The organism is Mycobacterium sp. 2YAF39, assembly GCF_052114565.1.
In the GTDB taxonomy this organism is placed as follows: Bacteria; Actinomycetota; Actinomycetes; order Mycobacteriales; family Mycobacteriaceae; genus Mycobacterium.
In genome coordinates this window covers 1-14,523 of the sequence record NZ_JBFREZ010000014.1, presented here as the reverse complement: position 1 = coordinate 14,523, position 14,523 = coordinate 1, and the positions used below count along the sequence as shown (strand labels likewise).

Below are 14,523 nucleotides of genomic sequence, written 5' to 3'. Positions count from 1 at the left end.
TAACGGCCCGCCTCGCGGAGTCCGTGTATCTCGGGAAACACCGCCCCACGCTTTACCCTGTAGGGCGTGTCACACGACGCGCCGGCGCGCCAGGCTCGCGGTCAGAACCGCGCAGCGCGCGGTAAGTACTGGTGGCTGCGGTGGGTGATCATCGCCGTCGCGGTCGTCGTGCTGTCCGTCGAACTCACCTTGGTACGTGAACAGCTCGCGGATGCGTGGCGCAGTCTGTCCTCGGCGAACTGGTGGTGGGTACTCGCGGCGATGGGTGCGGCGATGGCCTCGATGCATTTCTTCGGTGACATCCAGCGCAAGCTGTTGCGCTCGGCGGGCGTACCCGTGCACCAATGGCGTTCGCAGGCCGCGTTCTACGCGGGTAACTCACTGAGCACGACGCTGCCGGGTGGCCCGGTGCTGTCGGCGACGTTCATCTACCGCCAACAGCGCTCGTGGGGGGCCACCCCGGTCATCGCGTCATGGCAGCTGGTGATGTCGGGCGCGCTGCAGGTGATCAGCCTGACGTTGCTCGGCTTGGGCAGCGCGTTCTTCCTTGGCGCCAAACACAACCCGTTCTCGCTCATCTTCACCCTCGCCGGCTTCATCATGCTCATCGTCCTCGCCCAGGCGGTGGCGTCCCGTCCGGACCTGCTCGACGGCGTCGGCGTTCGCGTGCTGTCGTGGGTCAACTATCTGCGCGCCAAGCCCTCGGACAACGGTCTGGACAAGTGGCGCGAGACCCTGGCCCAACTGGAGTCGGTCAACTTGACGCGGCGTCAGATGGGCGTCGCCTTCGTGTGGTCGATGATGACGCTCGTCACCGGTGTGGGGACGTTGTTGCTCGCCTGTTTCGCCGCCGGTGGGAAACCGTCGCTGCTCGGGGTGGTCGTCGCATACGTTGCCGCCCGTGCGGTCGGTTCGATCCCGCTGATGCCCGGCGGCCTGCTGGTGGTCGAAGCGGTCCTGGTGCCAGGACTCGTTTCCAGCGGAATGACCTTGGCCTCAGCGATTTCCGCGATGCTCATCTACCGAACAGTCAGCTGGATCTTCATCGCCGCGATCGGGTGGGTGGTGTTCTTCTTCATGTTCCGCACCGACGCCGACGTCGATCCCGACGCCACGAACAACGCGGAGGATTCATGCGGACCCGGGAATCAATAGCGATCCTCGGTGCGGCGGCCGTACTCGCCGCCTGCTCACCGTCGACCGAAACCCGTTCCACCGAAACGGCGTCCACACCGGCGTCGTCGGCGGCCGCCGGACCTCTTCGTGGACCCGAACCGTCGGTGGCCACCCCGATCGTGGCCAGCGTCATCGCCGCGCCGATCCCGGTTCCCACCACCGACGGTAAGACCCACCTCGCCTATGAACTGCAACTCACCAACGTGCTTGCGCACGACGTCACCATCACCTCGGTGACGGTCCTCGATCGCGATGTCGCGCTCCTGAACCTCCCCGGTGATCAGCTGGGCCAGTGGACTCGCATCCTCGGAAACACCGCGCCCACAACGACTATCGGCGCGGCGCAGACCGCAGTCGTGTGGTTGGATGTCGCCCTCGAGAAAGACGCCTCGGTTCCCGCACGGCTGACGCACAACATCTCGGTGTCCAATCCGCAGCCGCTGACTCCGCTGTTTCCCGCCAGGACGACCGAGAACGTCGCGCCGGTCGAGGTACAGACGCGTGAACCGGTCGTCATCTCGCCCCCGTTGACGGGTCCGAACTGGTTGGCGGGCAACGGCTGCTGCGGCATGGAAGCGCACCGGATGTCGCTCAATCCCATCAACGGTCAACTGTGGGCCGCCGAGCGGTTCGCCATCGACTACGTGCAGCTCGAACCCGACCGCAGGCAGTTTGAAGGAGACCCGAAGAAGCTTGAGAGCTATCCGGCGTTCGGCAGCGACATCCTCGCTGTCGCAGACGGTCCCGTCGTGGCGGCGGTCGACGGCTTGCCCGAACAGGTGCCCGGCACGGGCCCCACCGGTCTGCCCCTGGACCAGTACGCCGGCAACCATATCGTGCAGGACCTCGGCAACGGCAACTACGCCCTGTACGCCCACATCAGGACCGGCGCCGTCGGGGTCAAACCGGGCGACCGGCTGACGACAGGCCAGGTCATCGGCTCGGTCGGTAACACCGGCAACAGCACCGCACCCCATCTGCACTTCCACGTGATGAGTGCGGTCGATCCACTTCGCTCCAACGGACTTCCCTTCGTGTACAACCAGTTCCGGCTCGACTCCCGCGTCTCCGGGACAACGGCCGAACTCGAGGCGCTTCCCCCCGATCAGCCCATACCACTTCAACCAGGCTTCGCCGCGCGCGATGAGAACGACGTCATGCCAATGGATCTCGACGTGATGACCTATGCCGATCGATAGCGCCGAGCAGACCCGTCCTGCGTTGACCGCGCTCGGGACCGACGTCCTGTGCGTCGTCGTCTTCTGCGCGATAGGCAGGCGCAGTCACGCCGAAGGGCTGACCGTTTCGGGTATCGCCGAGACCGCGTGGCCGTTTCTGGCCGGAACGGTTGTGGGCTGGCTGCTGTCGCGGGCCTGGCGGCGTCCGGCCGCACTGGTGCCCACCGGCGTGGTTGTGTGGTTGTGCACCGTCGTGGTGGGGATGGCGCTGCGAAAGCTCACATCCGCTTCGGTGGCACCGAGTTTCATTGTGGTGGCGTCGCTTGCGACCGCGCTGCTCTTACTCGGATGGCGAGCCGGGGCCACTCTGCTCACCCGACGCTGACACCGTCAAGGTCGCACGCAACCCGCCCAGTGGGCCGTCGGAAAGCTCGATGCTGCCGCCGTGCAGTTCCGCCTGCTGTGCGACGAGAGCGAGGCCGAGCCCGGAGCCGCCAGGTGCTGCGGTGCTGCCACGCGAGAACCGGCCGAGGACCGCCTTGTGTTCCTCGGCGGGCAGTCCACACCCGTTGTCGTCCACGACGATGACGATCGTGTCGCCCGCGCGTCGTGCCTCCAGCTCGATGCGGGCCGCCCGCCCGTGCGTGATTGCGTTGCGCACCAGGTTGTCGACGGCAAGGCGCAGGCCGCTCGGCCAGCCCCAGACGACACCGAGGTCATCTTCCGCCTCCACCACGATCTCGACCTCTCCGCTCAACCGCATGTTCTCCCGCGCCACCCGGTCCAGCATGTCGGTGACATCGATGAGTTCGCGGTCCTCGGCCTGCGCCAGTTGACCCGACGCCAGTTGCCCGAGTGCGGTGATGATCGCCTCGACGCGTCGCTGGGCCCGGGACAGGTCCGCGACGACTTCATCGCGTTCGTCGGCGGGCAGATCGTGGATCCGTAACGTGTCCAGATCGGCACGCATCGCGGTGAGCGGAGTGCGCAACTCGTGGGCGGCGTTGGCCGCGAAATCCTGCGCGGCCTGCAACGAGTTGGTGGTGGCCCGCTGCGCGGTGGCCAGTCGCCTCAGCATGGCCGACATCGCCTCCGAGAGGTCTTCGGCTTCGCGCACTCCACGGACTTCCGGCATCTGCTCACTGCCCCTGCGCAGCTGTTTGGTGTGTTCTGTCAGCCGTCGCAGCGGCCGTATCGCGGGACCCGCGAGCAGCCAGCCGAGGAGGGCGGCGATCAGCACGGCCAGTAGACCCGCCGCGGTGTAGAGCGGGATCCTCGAGCGGTTCAACAGGATGCTGTCGGCGCGGATACCGATCGACATGATCACGCCGTCGGGCTCGTCGACGGGAATGGTGCGGACCCGGTACTCGACGCCGTTGACGTTCACGGTGTCGGTGCCCGGCGGCAGCTGCGGCAACTGCAGGCCCCGCTGGAACACCACCTGACCGGTCGACTGGGACCGGCCCGTCGTCAACACTCCACGGCGCGGGTCCTGCACCTGTTCGGGATACATGCTGGCGTCGATGATCGAATCGAGTCGGCGATCCAGTTGCGCCGCATCGTTATTCGCCAACACCACCGATGTCGCGATCGTGAACACCGCCACGACGGCGGCGGCGGCTGCTGCCGACGCCACGGCCACCCGGGTGCGAAGCGACGCGGATCGCAGAAACCGCGGAAGTCTCACCCGCTACGGCTCGTCTCGCAACACATAGCCGATCCCGCGAACCGTGTGGATGACCCGCGGCAGGCCATCGCGTTCGAGCTTGCGCCGCAGGTAGGAAATGAAGACATCGGCCACGTTGGTGTCGACGTCGAAGTCGTAGCCCCAGACGAGTTCGAGAAGGCGCTGACGGCTGAGCACCACACCGGCGTTCTCGGCCAGCACGGCGAGGAGGTCGAATTCACGCTTGGTCAGATTGACGCGTTCACCGCCCACGAAGACCAGACGCCTTGCCGTGTCGATGGTCAAGGGACCGACCGTCATGGTGTCCGACTGCTGGTCGGAGTGGCCCGCGCGACGCAGCAGTGCGTGCAGCCGCGCGACCAACTCGCCCAGATCGAACGGTTTCGTCAGGTAATCGTCGGCGCCGGCTTCCAGGCCCGCGATGCGGTCGTTGACGGTGTCCCGCGCAGACAGCACGCAGATCGGGATCTCGTTCCCGAGTGCACGCAGCGCCGTCACGACGGCGACGCCGTCGAGCTCCGGCATTTGGACATCGAGAACAAGCGCGTCGTGCGATTCGTTCGATAACAGCCGCAAGGCCTCTTTACCGGTCGCAGCAACCCGAACGTCAAAGCCCGAATGGCGCAAACCGCGCGCGACCGAAGTCCTGACGTCCGGGTCGTCATCGACCATCAGGACGGTGCGGCCAGCACCGTCCACCGGCTCAGTTGGCCCCCCGAACGGAGGCTTAACTGTCCGCGATGCCGTCGCCGTTGGTGTCGCCGCAGCGGTTCTTCAGGTCGACCAGCGGCTGACGAATCCCGGTCAGGTCGGCCTTGGCCTGAGGATTCTGGTTCAGATAGTTCTGAACGTCGTCACGAACGTCCTCGCGGGGCACACCCTCGAGGCTCGTGAAGAAGAAGTTCACATCCGGGTGGGTGAAGAGGTAGGCAGACGTCGCCGCCGACACGCCCGAAGCGACACCAGCCAAGTCAGCCGCGGTGCAGTTCGGCGGGTTAGGAGGCGCAGGTGCCGGTTGCGCCGACGCCGAAGGCATGGCACCAATGAGCATCGCACCGGCAATCGCGCCGGTTCCCACCGCGCCAGCAACCGCACGTCGGGCAGTACGGGCCGAGAGCAACATGGACAAGCTCCTTCGTAGGAAGTGAAAAGGAAGTAACCATGGGCGGTTACCGACATCAAAAGCTAAGCAGAATGTGCAGCGACTTTCTTGCCTTGCGGCCAACGAATCTTAAGAAAGTCTGAAATCGCAGCTCAATGGCGCTACCAGCGAAGGTGGCGCGTCGGTGCAGGCTACGGTAGGCCCCCGATCGCGGTACCTGGGAGTGGCCCGGAGCCCTGTGACACCGGCGATGCCGCCGCCGGTTGCGCCGGTGCCGCGGCGCCGGGAGTACCCGCGCTCGTCCCGGTGGGCAGGCCTGCCGGCAAACTCGATGGCGCCTGTTGTGCGGCCTGAACCAGACCCATCACCTGTGGCAGCGTCAGCGGCAGTTGGCACCGGCCGGAGAGCGTCGCCAGCGGCTGCTGCAGCTGCTGCAGATCCTTGGCCGCTTGCGGATTGGCGTCGAAGTACGTCTTCACCGCGCCGAGCGACTGCGGGCCGGCCTGCGATTTGGAGATCGTCGTCAACGCCTGATTGGTCTGCGGGTGCTCGTCCAGGTAGTCGCCCATCGAGGTGGCCACCGAGCCGATCGTCCTGGCGACTTCACTGGCCGCACACGGGTCCGGTGCCGCGGTTGCTGAGGGCACGGCCGGCGACGGTGGCGCCACCACCGCGGCGCCGCCGACTGCGGAGACGGCGAACGCGGCCCACAGTCCGCGTCGCAGCGCAGCAGAGATCGATTTCATGGACGCTCTCCTTACGGTTTGCGAACGTCTCGGTGCTCCGAAAAGCGCTCGCGAATCGACGGCAACAGGTCCCCGACCAGAAAAACGGCCAAAACGGCCACCACATATATTGCCATCAGCAGCGCGGGGCCGACCAATTCAGCGAGCAGATGCACATGTCAACGGCAGGAGACCGGCAGCCGTCAACCAGGTGCGACGGTGTAGGTGAAGAAGAGGGTTAGAGCTGCTTAAGGCGTTGCTGGCAGAGTTCGCGGGCGCCTTCGCCATAGCACACGCTGTTGTACGCTCACGCTAGAAACGCCGGGTGGAATGTCGTCGGCGGGCCGACTCCGGGGAGAAAGCGGGGACTTCGACATCCAGCAGTTCATGATGCGCTTGAGCAGCACCCTGCGCAGATATCGCTGGGCGGTGTTCGCTGTGTGGCTGCTTCTCCTGGTGCCATCGATCTATCTGGCGCTGAACCAATCGAGTCACCTCACCGGGGGCGGTTTCGAGGTCGAAGGTTCACAGTCGCTGCGGGTCCAGCGAGAACTCGAGCAGAACTTCCCGGACCAGGGTGCGTCGCCGTTGGCCCTGGTGGCCGCACCGCGCGCCGACGCGTCCTACGAGGACATGAACAACGCCGTCGCATTTCTGGAGCGCGCGGCCGCCGAGGTGCCCAGCGTCAGGCTCGTGCCCAATCCGCAGCAGCCGGCGCCGCAACCCGACCGTCCGTACGTCGTCACGCTGCAGCTGGACTTCAACAACACCGGCGCGGTCGACGTCGCAAAACAGCTGCGCCAGAAGGTCGGGATCAACGGCGAGGACCCCGGCGAGATCGAGAACGGCAGGGTCAAGCTCTACGTCATCGGGCAGGGCGCACTCGGCGCCGCCGCGACACAGGCCACCAAACACGACATCGCGCAGGCCGAGCAGTGGAACCTTCCGATCGTCCTGATTGTTTTGCTCGCCGTCTTCGGGTCACTGGCCGCTGCGGCGATGCCGCTGGTGTTGGGAATCTGCACCGTCGTCGTGACGATGGGACTGGTCTATCTGCTGTCGATGTACACGACCATGTCGGTGTTCGTGACGTCGACGGTGTCGATGTTCGGAATCGCACTGGCCATCGACTACTCGCTGTTCATCCTCATGCGTTTCCGCGAGGAACTGCGCTCGGGCCGTGATCCCGAACAGGCCGCCGATGCCGCGATGGCCACCTCGGGTCTGGCTGTCGTGCTCTCCGGCCTCACCGTGATCGCCTCGGTGACCGGCATCTACCTGATCCAGACGCCCGTCCTGGTCTCGATGGCCACCGGCGCGATTTTGGCGGTAGCCCTTGCCGTGCTGACCTCGACGACGCTGACGCCTGCCGTTCTCGCCACATTCGGTAAGGCAGCGGCCAAGCGATCGTCGTATCTGCATTGGTCCCGGCGCCCGGAGACAACCCAGTCGCGGTTCTGGACACGCTGGACGGGCTGGGTGATGCGGCAGCCGTGGCTGGCGGCGCTCGGGGCGTCGCTGATCCTTCTCACGTTGGCCGCGCCCGCGTTCTCGATGGTGCTCGGCAACAGCATGCAGCGTCAGTTCGAACCGACGCACGAGATCCGCGGCGGGGTGAACGCGGCCGCGCAGGCGCTCGGACCCGGCGCGCTCGGGCCGGTGCGGGTTCTGGTGAGCTTCCCCGACGGCAACGCCGCGTCGGCGCCGTCGAAGGCACCCTTGCTGGACACCTTGCGCCAGCGAATGGCCCAGGGCCCCAACGTCGTCTCGGTGGCGCCTGCGGTTTTCGGTGAGGACTACCGGCACGCCCTGCTTTCGGCCGTGCTGTCGGTGGACCCCGAGGACATGGGCGCGCGCGAAACGGTCGACTGGATGCGCGCACAACTGCCCTCGACGCCCGGACTCGGCGGCGCGACCCGCGTCGACGTCGGCGGTCCGACGGCTCTGATCAAGGACTTCGACGATCAGGTGTCCGCGAAACAGCCGCTGGTGTTCGCGTTCGTCGCGTTGATCGCGTTCGTGATGCTGCTCGTCGCCATCCGGTCGGTGTTCCTGGCGCTCAAGGGCGTCCTGATGACCGTCCTGTCGGTCGCCGCCGCCTACGGCAGCCTGGTCGCCGTCTTCCAGTGGGGCTGGCTGGAGGCCCTCGGCTTCAAACCGATCTCGTCGCTGGACAGCACCATCCCGCCGCTGGTGCTGGCGATGACGTTCGGCCTGTCGATGGATTACGAGATCTTCCTGCTGACGCGCATCCGGGAGCGGTTCCTGCAGACCGGCAACACCCGCGACGCCGTCGCGTACGGCGTCAGCACCAGTGCGCGCACGATCACCAGTGCCGCGCTGATCATGATCGCGGTGTTCATCGGGTTCGCCTTCGCGGGTATGCCGCTGGTCGCCCAGCTCGGAGTCGCGTGCGCCGTGGCCATCGCGGTCGACGCCACCGTGGTGCGCCTGATCCTGGTGCCCGCACTGATGGCGATGTTCGACGAATGGAACTGGTGGCTACCCCGCTGGCTGGACCGCATTCTGCCGTCGGTTGATTTCGAGAAGCCGCTCCCCAAGGTCGAGACTCCCGATCTCATCATCATCCCCGACGACATCTCGTCCCTCGGGCCGAGCGGTTCGGAACTGCGGATGGTCGTCAAATCGGCAGCCAAGCTTAAAACCCTTGCACCCCAAGCTGTTACCGTCGCCGATCCACTCGCGTTCAGCGGCTGCATGCCGGTGAAGCAGTTGCGCAGCGCGAACCGTATCAACGGCACACACCGCAACGGCGCCAACGGCAAGGCGCTGCTCACCGCCGAACTGCCGGTACATCCGGTGACGATGTGGCGGGGCCGACTGTCGGTCGCACTGGATGCGCTGAGTGCGGCATCCGGTTTCGAGCGGGCGCCGATGGAACGCAGCAGCCCGGTCGAGACCACCAATGTGCAACTACCGACCGGCGACCGATTGCAGATCCCGACGGGCGCCGAGACACTGCGGCTGCAGGGTTACCTCATCATGTGTCGAAACAGCACAAGGGACTACGCAGACTTCGCCGATCTGGTCGAGGCGATGGAGACTCGTACGGCCGCGACGGTGCTGACGGGGATAGACCGGTACTACTGTGGACAGGATTCGAGGAAACAATGGGTGGCCACCCAGTTGGTGCGCCGACTGGCCGACCCCCAACCGTCAGACGAGCACGACACCCGCATGTCGGGCCCTGAGGCGGAGGCCGATTGGGCCACGGTGAGGGAGCGCTGCCTTTCGGTGGCGGTGGCGATGCTGGAGGAGGCGAGGTGACGGTGGCTCCCGACGTTCGGGGCACCCAGCGCCGTGAGGCTGCCTCCGGCGGCCATAACGGCCCTGCCCGCCATCCCGTGGCCGACGACCGGCCGGTCGAATTCTGGCCCACCGCGGCGATACGCGCCGCGCTGGAGACCGACGATCTCAACGTCTGGCAGCGCATCGTGGCGGCGATCAAGCGCGATCCGTTCGGCCGCACCGCGCGCCAGGTCGAGGAAGTTCTGCAGACCGCCCGTCCGTACGGCGTTTCGAAGGCGCTCGCCGAGGTGCTCCAACGCACCCGCGAGCATCTGGAAGCCAACGAGCGCGCCGAGGTCGCACGCCAGATCCACGCGCTGCTCGACAAGTCCGGTCTGGGCCAGCAGGAGTTCGCATCGCGTACCGGTGTGCCGAACAACGACTTCGCGGCCTATCTGAGCGGTGAGACCAGTCCGTCCGCGGCGCTGATGGTGCGCATGCGCAGGCTCTCCGACCGGTTCGCCAAGATGCGGTCGACGCGCCGCGACGACCAGGCCTGAGCACCTACGCTGGCGGCATGAACAGCAACAACAAAGCCGCGATCAGCCTCACGACAGGACTCGAGGATGCCGAGAAGGTCACCGTGGCGTTCCTCGTCGCCGTTGGCGCCGCCGAGAGTGGCAGGCCGACGCTGATGTTCCTCACCAAAGAGGCCGTCCGACTGGCGGTGCCGGGCGTCGGCGTCGGGAATTTCATCAGCGGAGCCGAAGCCGGCGGGACGGTTCAGCTCTGGGAATGGATCGGCGACGGCGCAACCACGTTCAGCTACTAGGCACCGATGGACATCGAGCGCATTCTCCGCCAGACCCGGACCGTGGCGATCGTCGGTATTTCGGGCGACCCCATGCGGCCGAGCCACGGCGTGTGGCGATACCTGAAGTCCGCGAGCGACTACGAGCTGTACCTGGTGAATCCGACGCTGCGTGAGATCGACGGCGACATGGTCTATCCGTCCCTTGCGGATCTGCCCGTGGTACCCGACCTGGTCGACGTGTTCCGGCGCCACGAACATTTGCGTTCGGTGCTTGGCGAGACCATCGACGTGGGCGCGAAAACCCTTTGGCTGCAACAGGGTCTGACCGACGACGACATCGCTCGCGATGGTGCTGCGGCCGGGCTACAGGTCGTGATGGACCGTTGCCTGAAGGTGGACCACGCCCAGCTCCTCGGCTAGCGCGAGTGGATCGGCGACACGTCGTCGACCAACCAGCGGCCGTCCTGCTTCGACAATTGGACCCGCAGCGCGAGCACCGCGGTCTCGGGTGGATTGCCCGGCGAGTTCTGGGTCCCGCGCAGGATCACCGCGACGCTGGCCGCCGCAGGCCCGATCGCCTCTACCCCAGCAGATACCGTGCTGGCCTGAGCGGAGACTTTTCGGCTGGCCAAATCCTTTGCTACGGAGGCGAATTCCTTCTTGAAGGCATCTGCGCTCTGCGGAGACATCATTCCTGTGGCCCGGTCGATCGAGGCGGTGGGGTTCTGCGGGGTGAACGTCGCGGATGCCTCCGCGACGCTGGTCGCGATACCGACCACTTCCCCGGTGTCCTTGCGCAGGTTGCGATCTGGCACCGACCAATTCAGGTAGCCGACGATCACGGCGGCCGCCAGCGCCGCCGTCGCGCCCGCGACCACCGCAAGCCGCAGCCTCGGCCCGTCGTCGTCGGAGCCGACGGTGACACCGTCCCGCCGCGCCAGTACGACGTTGACCACGACCGCCTCGACGATGAGCACGCAGAGCACCGAAAGAATCGCGACCCACCACAGCGGCCATGCGAGCGCTATACCGATGTACACCAGTCCGGCGATCGCGGCCAGCGGCGGCACCACGTCGAAAGCCAAGATACGCAGGGCATTTCTCATCGGATCGGCTCCAGCCGCGAGATCATCGGCTTGCCGTCGATGTCTGCGACATCGAGGCGAAGCGTCCAGCGCACCGTCTGCGGCTTGTCGCTGCCTGCGTTCTCGCTGACTGACGTCGCTACGACCATCACGGTGTCGGTGCGCGAGGCGAACACGGACAGCTCGGGCGCGGCCGGCTGCGGCGGCCCTTGATGGCCCGGCTGTTCGTGATGGGTGTATTCCACCGCCACCGAGTCGACCTGGCCGGTGGTGCGCGACTGCAACTTCTGGACCAGTTCGCGGTACGGCTTCACCGAGGCGTCGAAGTCGGCGTTGAGCTGTCCGACAGTGCCCTCGTGGAGCTGGGCCAGGCTGGCGTCGACGGTGTCCTTGTTCATGTTGATGAGCACGCTCGTCCACTCGGCGGCGGCCTGCATGGCGCTGGTGCGGTAATGCAGCTCGTCGGCGTCGGCGCGATGCTGCGTCCAGATCAGCGCGGCGAGCACGATCGCGGCAATGGCGATCACGCCGACGACAGCGGAGCCGATGCCATAGCCGGAAATGCTGCGATCGGCATCGCTGGAGTTCGGCTCGTCGTCGGGCATGCGCGTGAGGGTACCCGGCGACCTCACCCGCGCGGCCACGACGAGGAGTCTGGCACCCTGGTGGGGTGACCGTAGAAGCCATCCGCTCGGGTATCGACCTGAGCCACGTCGAATCCGGTGCCCGCCCGCAAGACGACCTGTTCGGCCACGTCAACGGCCGCTGGTTGACGGAATACGAGATGCCTGGCGACCGCGCCACCGACGGCGCATTCCGGTCGTTGTACGACCGCGCCGAGGAGCACGTCCGTGACCTGATCCTCGGAGCCGCGTCAGCGGCGACATCGGATGGAGTGGCCGCACCTTCCACCGACGCCCAGCGCATCGGCGACCTGTACGCCAGCTTCATGGACGAGCGTGCGGTGGCCGAGCGGGGTCTGCTGCCGCTCCTAGACGAGTTGGCCGCCATCGACACCGCCGACACTCCCGATGCGCTGGCGGCGGTGCTCGGGCAGTTGCAGCAGGCCGGGTCGGGCGGCGGTGTCGGCTTTTACATCGACACCGACTCGAAAAACTCCACGCGCTACCTTCTGCACTTCACTCAGTCCGGCCTCGGCCTGCCCGACGAGTCGTACTACCGCGAGCCGCAGCACGCCGAGATCCTGGCGGCATACCCCGGGCACATCGCGGCGATGTTCGCGATCGTGTTCGGCGGTACCGCGGCCGACCACGCGTCCGCCGCCGCCCGGATCGTCGCGCTGGAAACGAAGATCGCGGCCGGGCACTGGGATGTGGTGAAACGACGCGACGCGGATCTGACATACAACTTGCGGGCGTTCACCGACATCCCCACCGAGGCACCGGGTTTCGGATGGGCGACCTGGTTGTCGAACCTTGGGATTTCTGACGCGCAGGCCGCCGAGGTGGTGGTTCGCCAGCCCGATTACCTGACGGCGTTCGCCGCACTGTGGGCGAGCGAGGAGCTCGACGACTGGAAGCTGTGGGCGCGGTGGGAGCTGATCAACGCCCGGTCTGATGTCCTCACCGACGAGCTGATCGAGCAGAACTTCGAGTTCTACGGCCGCCTGCTGTCGGGCACCGAACAGATCCGCGATCGCTGGAAGCGCGCCGTGTCGCTGGTCGAGGGTCTGATGGGTGACGCCGTCGGACGGCTCTACGTCGAACGGCACTTCCCACCTCAGGCCAAGGCCCGGATGGACGAACTCGTCGCAAACCTGCGCGAGGCCTACCGGGTCAGCATCAACTCTCTGGAGTGGATGACACCGCAGACCCGCGAGAAGGCGCTGGTCAAGCTCGACAAGTTCACGCCCAAGATCGGTTATCCGGCCAAGTGGCGCGACTATTCGACGCTGGTGATCGAGCGCGACGACCTGTACGGAAACGTGCGGCGCGGGCACGCCCACGAATACCAGCGTGAGCTGGCCAAGCTCGGGGGCCCCGTCGACCGCGATGAGTGGTTCATGACCCCGCAGACGGTCAACGCCTACTACAACCCCGGTATGAACGAAATCGTGTTTCCCGCTGCGATTCTGCAGCCACCGTTCTTCGACGCCGAGGCCGACGATGCCGCCAACTACGGCGGGATCGGGGCGGTGATCGGTCATGAGATCGGGCACGGATTCGACGACCAGGGCGCCAAGTACGACGGCGACGGGAACCTGATCGACTGGTGGACCGACGAGGATCGTGCCGAGTTCGGCACGCGGACAACGGCTTTGATCGAGCAATATGACCAATATGTACCGCGGACGCTGAGCAACGGCCACCACGTGAACGGCGCATTCACCGTCGGGGAGAACATCGGCGATCTCGGTGGCCTGTCGATCGCGCTACTCGCCTACCAGCTGTCGCTCGGGGGTGAACCGGCACCGGTCATCGACGGCCTGACCGGTGAGCAGCGCGTGTTCTTCGGCTGGGCACAGGTGTGGCGCACGAAATCCCGTGACGCCGAGGCCATCCGGCGGCTTGCCACCGATCCACACTCGCCGCCGGAGTTCCGGTGCAACGGCGTCGTCCGCAATCTGGACGCGTTCTACGAGGCGTTCGAGGTCGACGAGTCAGACGCGCTGTATCTCGACCCCGAGCACCGGGTACGGATCTGGAGCTAGAACATCTGCCAGTCTGACGCGCCGTCGGGCTGGTTGTACCAGCCCTTCGAGTTCTTGACCACGATCGGATCGCCGCTGCCGAAGTTGTCGTAGAACCATTTCGCGTTCTCAGGGCTGATGTTGATACATCCGTGGCTGACGTTCCGGACACCTTGATCGTCCACCGACCATGGCGCGCTGTGTACGAAGTTGCCGCTGTTGTCGATCCGGACCGCAAGATCCACATCGGTCTTGTAGCCGTTGGCTGAATTCACGGGCACACCGTATGTCGAGGAGTCCATGACGATGTGGGGAAATTTCTCGAGCACATAGTAGGTGCCGTTGGGGGTGGTATGGCCGCCACCCGACATACCCATCGATACCGGGATGGTCTTCACCAGCTCGCCGTTACGCATGACTTCCATCTCGTGCGTCGCATCGTCGATGGTCGCGATCAACTGCTCGGGAACGGTGAAGGTCGACTTGGTTCCCGCGGCGTCGATGTAGACCTTGGTGCCTGCCGGCCAGAAGTCCTGCGGGCGCCACCGCAGCTGGGTGTCGCTGGTCCAGTAGAACCTGCCGGGAACGGGTGGCACGGACGTGATGTGCACGGCGTCCTGGGCCATCTGCTGGTTGGCGATCGGCCGCTGGAAGTTGATGTAGATCGGCTTGGCGGCACCGACGATCGAACCGTTCGTCGGATTGAACGACGGCGGCAGGAACGGCGGCTCACCGACGAACGGCGTCGGATTCTGGCCTTCCGGCGTTCCCGGCGGGACCGCCATCGGCTGGGGCTGCCCAAAGAGCGGTGGCGGGGGCGGCGGCAGCGGCGCGCCGGGCGGCGGCGGTCCGGGCGG

15 protein-coding genes are annotated in these 14,523 nt (G+C 66.1%); 8 read left to right on the top strand and 7 right to left on the bottom strand.

Annotation, left to right across the window (positions count from 1 at the left end; genetic code table 11):
- Nucleotides 1-66: 66 nt before the first annotated feature.
- Genes AB4Z42_RS26895 through AB4Z42_RS26885 form a run of 3 tightly spaced genes read left to right on the top strand, consistent with a single transcriptional unit; the run spans nucleotide 67 to nucleotide 2,739 of the window.
- Entirely contained in the window at nucleotides 67-1,155 is a 1,089-nt protein-coding gene (locus AB4Z42_RS26895; RefSeq protein WP_442012297.1) for a lysylphosphatidylglycerol synthase transmembrane domain-containing protein, read from the top strand.
- On the top strand, nucleotides 1,134-2,375 hold the full coding sequence (locus AB4Z42_RS26890; RefSeq protein WP_442012296.1) for a M23 family metallopeptidase: 1,242 nt from the start codon (nucleotides 1,134-1,136) through the stop codon (nucleotides 2,373-2,375). Before AB4Z42_RS26895 ends, AB4Z42_RS26890 begins: the two co-directional genes overlap by 22 nt.
- Nucleotides 2,362-2,739: a DUF3054 domain-containing protein gene (locus AB4Z42_RS26885; RefSeq protein ID WP_442012295.1), complete on the top strand. Its 378-nt coding sequence runs from the start codon at nucleotides 2,362-2,364 to the stop codon at nucleotides 2,737-2,739. Before AB4Z42_RS26890 ends, AB4Z42_RS26885 begins: the two co-directional genes overlap by 14 nt.
- Here the strand turns inward: AB4Z42_RS26885 and AB4Z42_RS26880 are convergent.
- The 4 genes from AB4Z42_RS26880 to AB4Z42_RS26865 form a co-directional block, all read right to left on the bottom strand.
- Nucleotides 2,695-4,041: a sensor histidine kinase gene (locus AB4Z42_RS26880; RefSeq protein WP_442012294.1), complete on the bottom strand. Its 1,347-nt coding sequence runs from the start codon at nucleotides 4,039-4,041 to the stop codon at nucleotides 2,695-2,697. The two genes, AB4Z42_RS26885 and AB4Z42_RS26880, sit on opposite strands and share 45 nt — an antisense overlap.
- A 3-nt stretch (nucleotides 4,042-4,044) precedes the next feature.
- Nucleotides 4,045-4,713 carry a response regulator transcription factor gene (locus AB4Z42_RS26875; RefSeq protein ID WP_442012372.1) on the bottom strand — a complete coding sequence of 223 codons (669 nt, stop codon included), beginning with the start codon at nucleotides 4,711-4,713 and terminating at the stop codon, nucleotides 4,045-4,047.
- 55 nt (nucleotides 4,714-4,768) lie between these two features.
- The gene (locus AB4Z42_RS26870) at nucleotides 4,769-5,164 is read right to left on the bottom strand and encodes a heme-binding protein (RefSeq protein ID WP_442012293.1); all 396 of its coding nucleotides are present in this window, start codon (nucleotides 5,162-5,164) and stop codon (nucleotides 4,769-4,771) included.
- 170 nt (nucleotides 5,165-5,334) lie between these two features.
- Nucleotides 5,335-5,889, bottom strand: a complete 555-nt coding sequence (locus AB4Z42_RS26865) for a hemophore (RefSeq protein WP_442012292.1) — start codon at nucleotides 5,887-5,889, stop codon at nucleotides 5,335-5,337.
- A 366-nt stretch (nucleotides 5,890-6,255) separates the two neighbouring features.
- Here AB4Z42_RS26865 and AB4Z42_RS26860 point away from each other — a divergent pair, with 366 nt between their 5' ends.
- From AB4Z42_RS26860 to AB4Z42_RS26845, 4 genes are read left to right on the top strand one after another with little or no spacing between them, the layout of a single operon-like run.
- Nucleotides 6,256-9,156 carry an MMPL family transporter gene (locus AB4Z42_RS26860; RefSeq protein ID WP_442012371.1) on the top strand — a complete coding sequence of 967 codons (2,901 nt, stop codon included), beginning with the start codon at nucleotides 6,256-6,258 and terminating at the stop codon, nucleotides 9,154-9,156.
- The gene (locus AB4Z42_RS26855; protein ID WP_442012291.1) at nucleotides 9,153-9,677 is read left to right on the top strand and encodes a helix-turn-helix domain-containing protein; all 525 of its coding nucleotides are present in this window, start codon (nucleotides 9,153-9,155) and stop codon (nucleotides 9,675-9,677) included. The genes AB4Z42_RS26860 and AB4Z42_RS26855 overlap by 4 nt, the downstream gene beginning before the upstream one ends.
- A gap of 17 nt (nucleotides 9,678-9,694) precedes the next feature.
- Nucleotides 9,695-9,949, top strand: a complete 255-nt coding sequence (locus tag AB4Z42_RS26850; protein WP_442012290.1) for a hypothetical protein — start codon at nucleotides 9,695-9,697, stop codon at nucleotides 9,947-9,949.
- Between the two features lie 6 nt (nucleotides 9,950-9,955).
- Nucleotides 9,956-10,351: a CoA-binding protein gene (locus AB4Z42_RS26845; RefSeq protein ID WP_442012289.1), complete on the top strand. Its 396-nt coding sequence runs from the start codon at nucleotides 9,956-9,958 to the stop codon at nucleotides 10,349-10,351.
- Here the strand turns inward: AB4Z42_RS26845 and AB4Z42_RS26840 are convergent.
- Both AB4Z42_RS26840 and AB4Z42_RS26835 read right to left on the bottom strand, forming a co-directional pair.
- Nucleotides 10,348-11,037 carry a hypothetical protein gene (locus AB4Z42_RS26840; RefSeq protein ID WP_442012288.1) on the bottom strand — a complete coding sequence of 230 codons (690 nt, stop codon included), beginning with the start codon at nucleotides 11,035-11,037 and terminating at the stop codon, nucleotides 10,348-10,350. The two genes, AB4Z42_RS26845 and AB4Z42_RS26840, sit on opposite strands and share 4 nt — an antisense overlap.
- Nucleotides 11,034-11,621, bottom strand: coding sequence for a hypothetical protein (locus AB4Z42_RS26835; protein WP_442012287.1), 588 nt, complete (start codon nucleotides 11,619-11,621; stop codon nucleotides 11,034-11,036). Before AB4Z42_RS26835 ends, AB4Z42_RS26840 begins: the two co-directional genes overlap by 4 nt.
- 65 nt (nucleotides 11,622-11,686) lie before the next feature.
- On the opposite strand from AB4Z42_RS26835, the gene AB4Z42_RS26830 reads away from it, so the two are divergent.
- Nucleotides 11,687-13,687, top strand: a complete 2,001-nt coding sequence (locus AB4Z42_RS26830; protein ID WP_442012286.1) for a M13 family metallopeptidase — start codon at nucleotides 11,687-11,689, stop codon at nucleotides 13,685-13,687.
- Here the strand turns inward: AB4Z42_RS26830 and AB4Z42_RS26825 are convergent.
- On the bottom strand, nucleotides 13,684-14,523 hold an 840-nt coding region (locus AB4Z42_RS26825; RefSeq protein WP_442012285.1), incomplete at its 5' end, for a L,D-transpeptidase. The genes AB4Z42_RS26830 and AB4Z42_RS26825 overlap by 4 nt on opposite strands.

Excerpts from the sequence above, each read along its gene's own strand:
- AB4Z42_RS26890 (WP_442012296.1), top strand. The coding sequence starts at position 1,134 with ATGCGGACCCGGGAATCAATAGCGATCCTCGGTGCGGCGGCCGTACTC.
- AB4Z42_RS26885 (WP_442012295.1), top strand. The coding sequence starts at position 2,362 with ATGCCGATCGATAGCGCCGAGCAGACCCGTCCTGCGTTGACCGCGCTC.
- AB4Z42_RS26875 (WP_442012372.1), bottom strand. The coding sequence starts at position 4,713 with ATGGTCGATGACGACCCGGACGTCAGGACTTCGGTCGCGCGCGGTTTG.
- AB4Z42_RS26870 (WP_442012293.1), bottom strand. The coding sequence starts at position 5,164 with ATGTTGCTCTCGGCCCGTACTGCCCGACGTGCGGTTGCTGGCGCGGTG.
- AB4Z42_RS26865 (WP_442012292.1), bottom strand. The coding sequence starts at position 5,889 with ATGAAATCGATCTCTGCTGCGCTGCGACGCGGACTGTGGGCCGCGTTC.
- AB4Z42_RS26860 (WP_442012371.1), top strand. The coding sequence starts at position 6,256 with ATGATGCGCTTGAGCAGCACCCTGCGCAGATATCGCTGGGCGGTGTTC.
- AB4Z42_RS26850 (WP_442012290.1), top strand. The coding sequence starts at position 9,695 with ATGAACAGCAACAACAAAGCCGCGATCAGCCTCACGACAGGACTCGAG.
- AB4Z42_RS26845 (WP_442012289.1), top strand. The coding sequence starts at position 9,956 with ATGGACATCGAGCGCATTCTCCGCCAGACCCGGACCGTGGCGATCGTC.
- AB4Z42_RS26840 (WP_442012288.1), bottom strand. The coding sequence starts at position 11,037 with ATGAGAAATGCCCTGCGTATCTTGGCTTTCGACGTGGTGCCGCCGCTG.
- AB4Z42_RS26835 (WP_442012287.1), bottom strand. The coding sequence starts at position 11,621 with ATGCCCGACGACGAGCCGAACTCCAGCGATGCCGATCGCAGCATTTCC.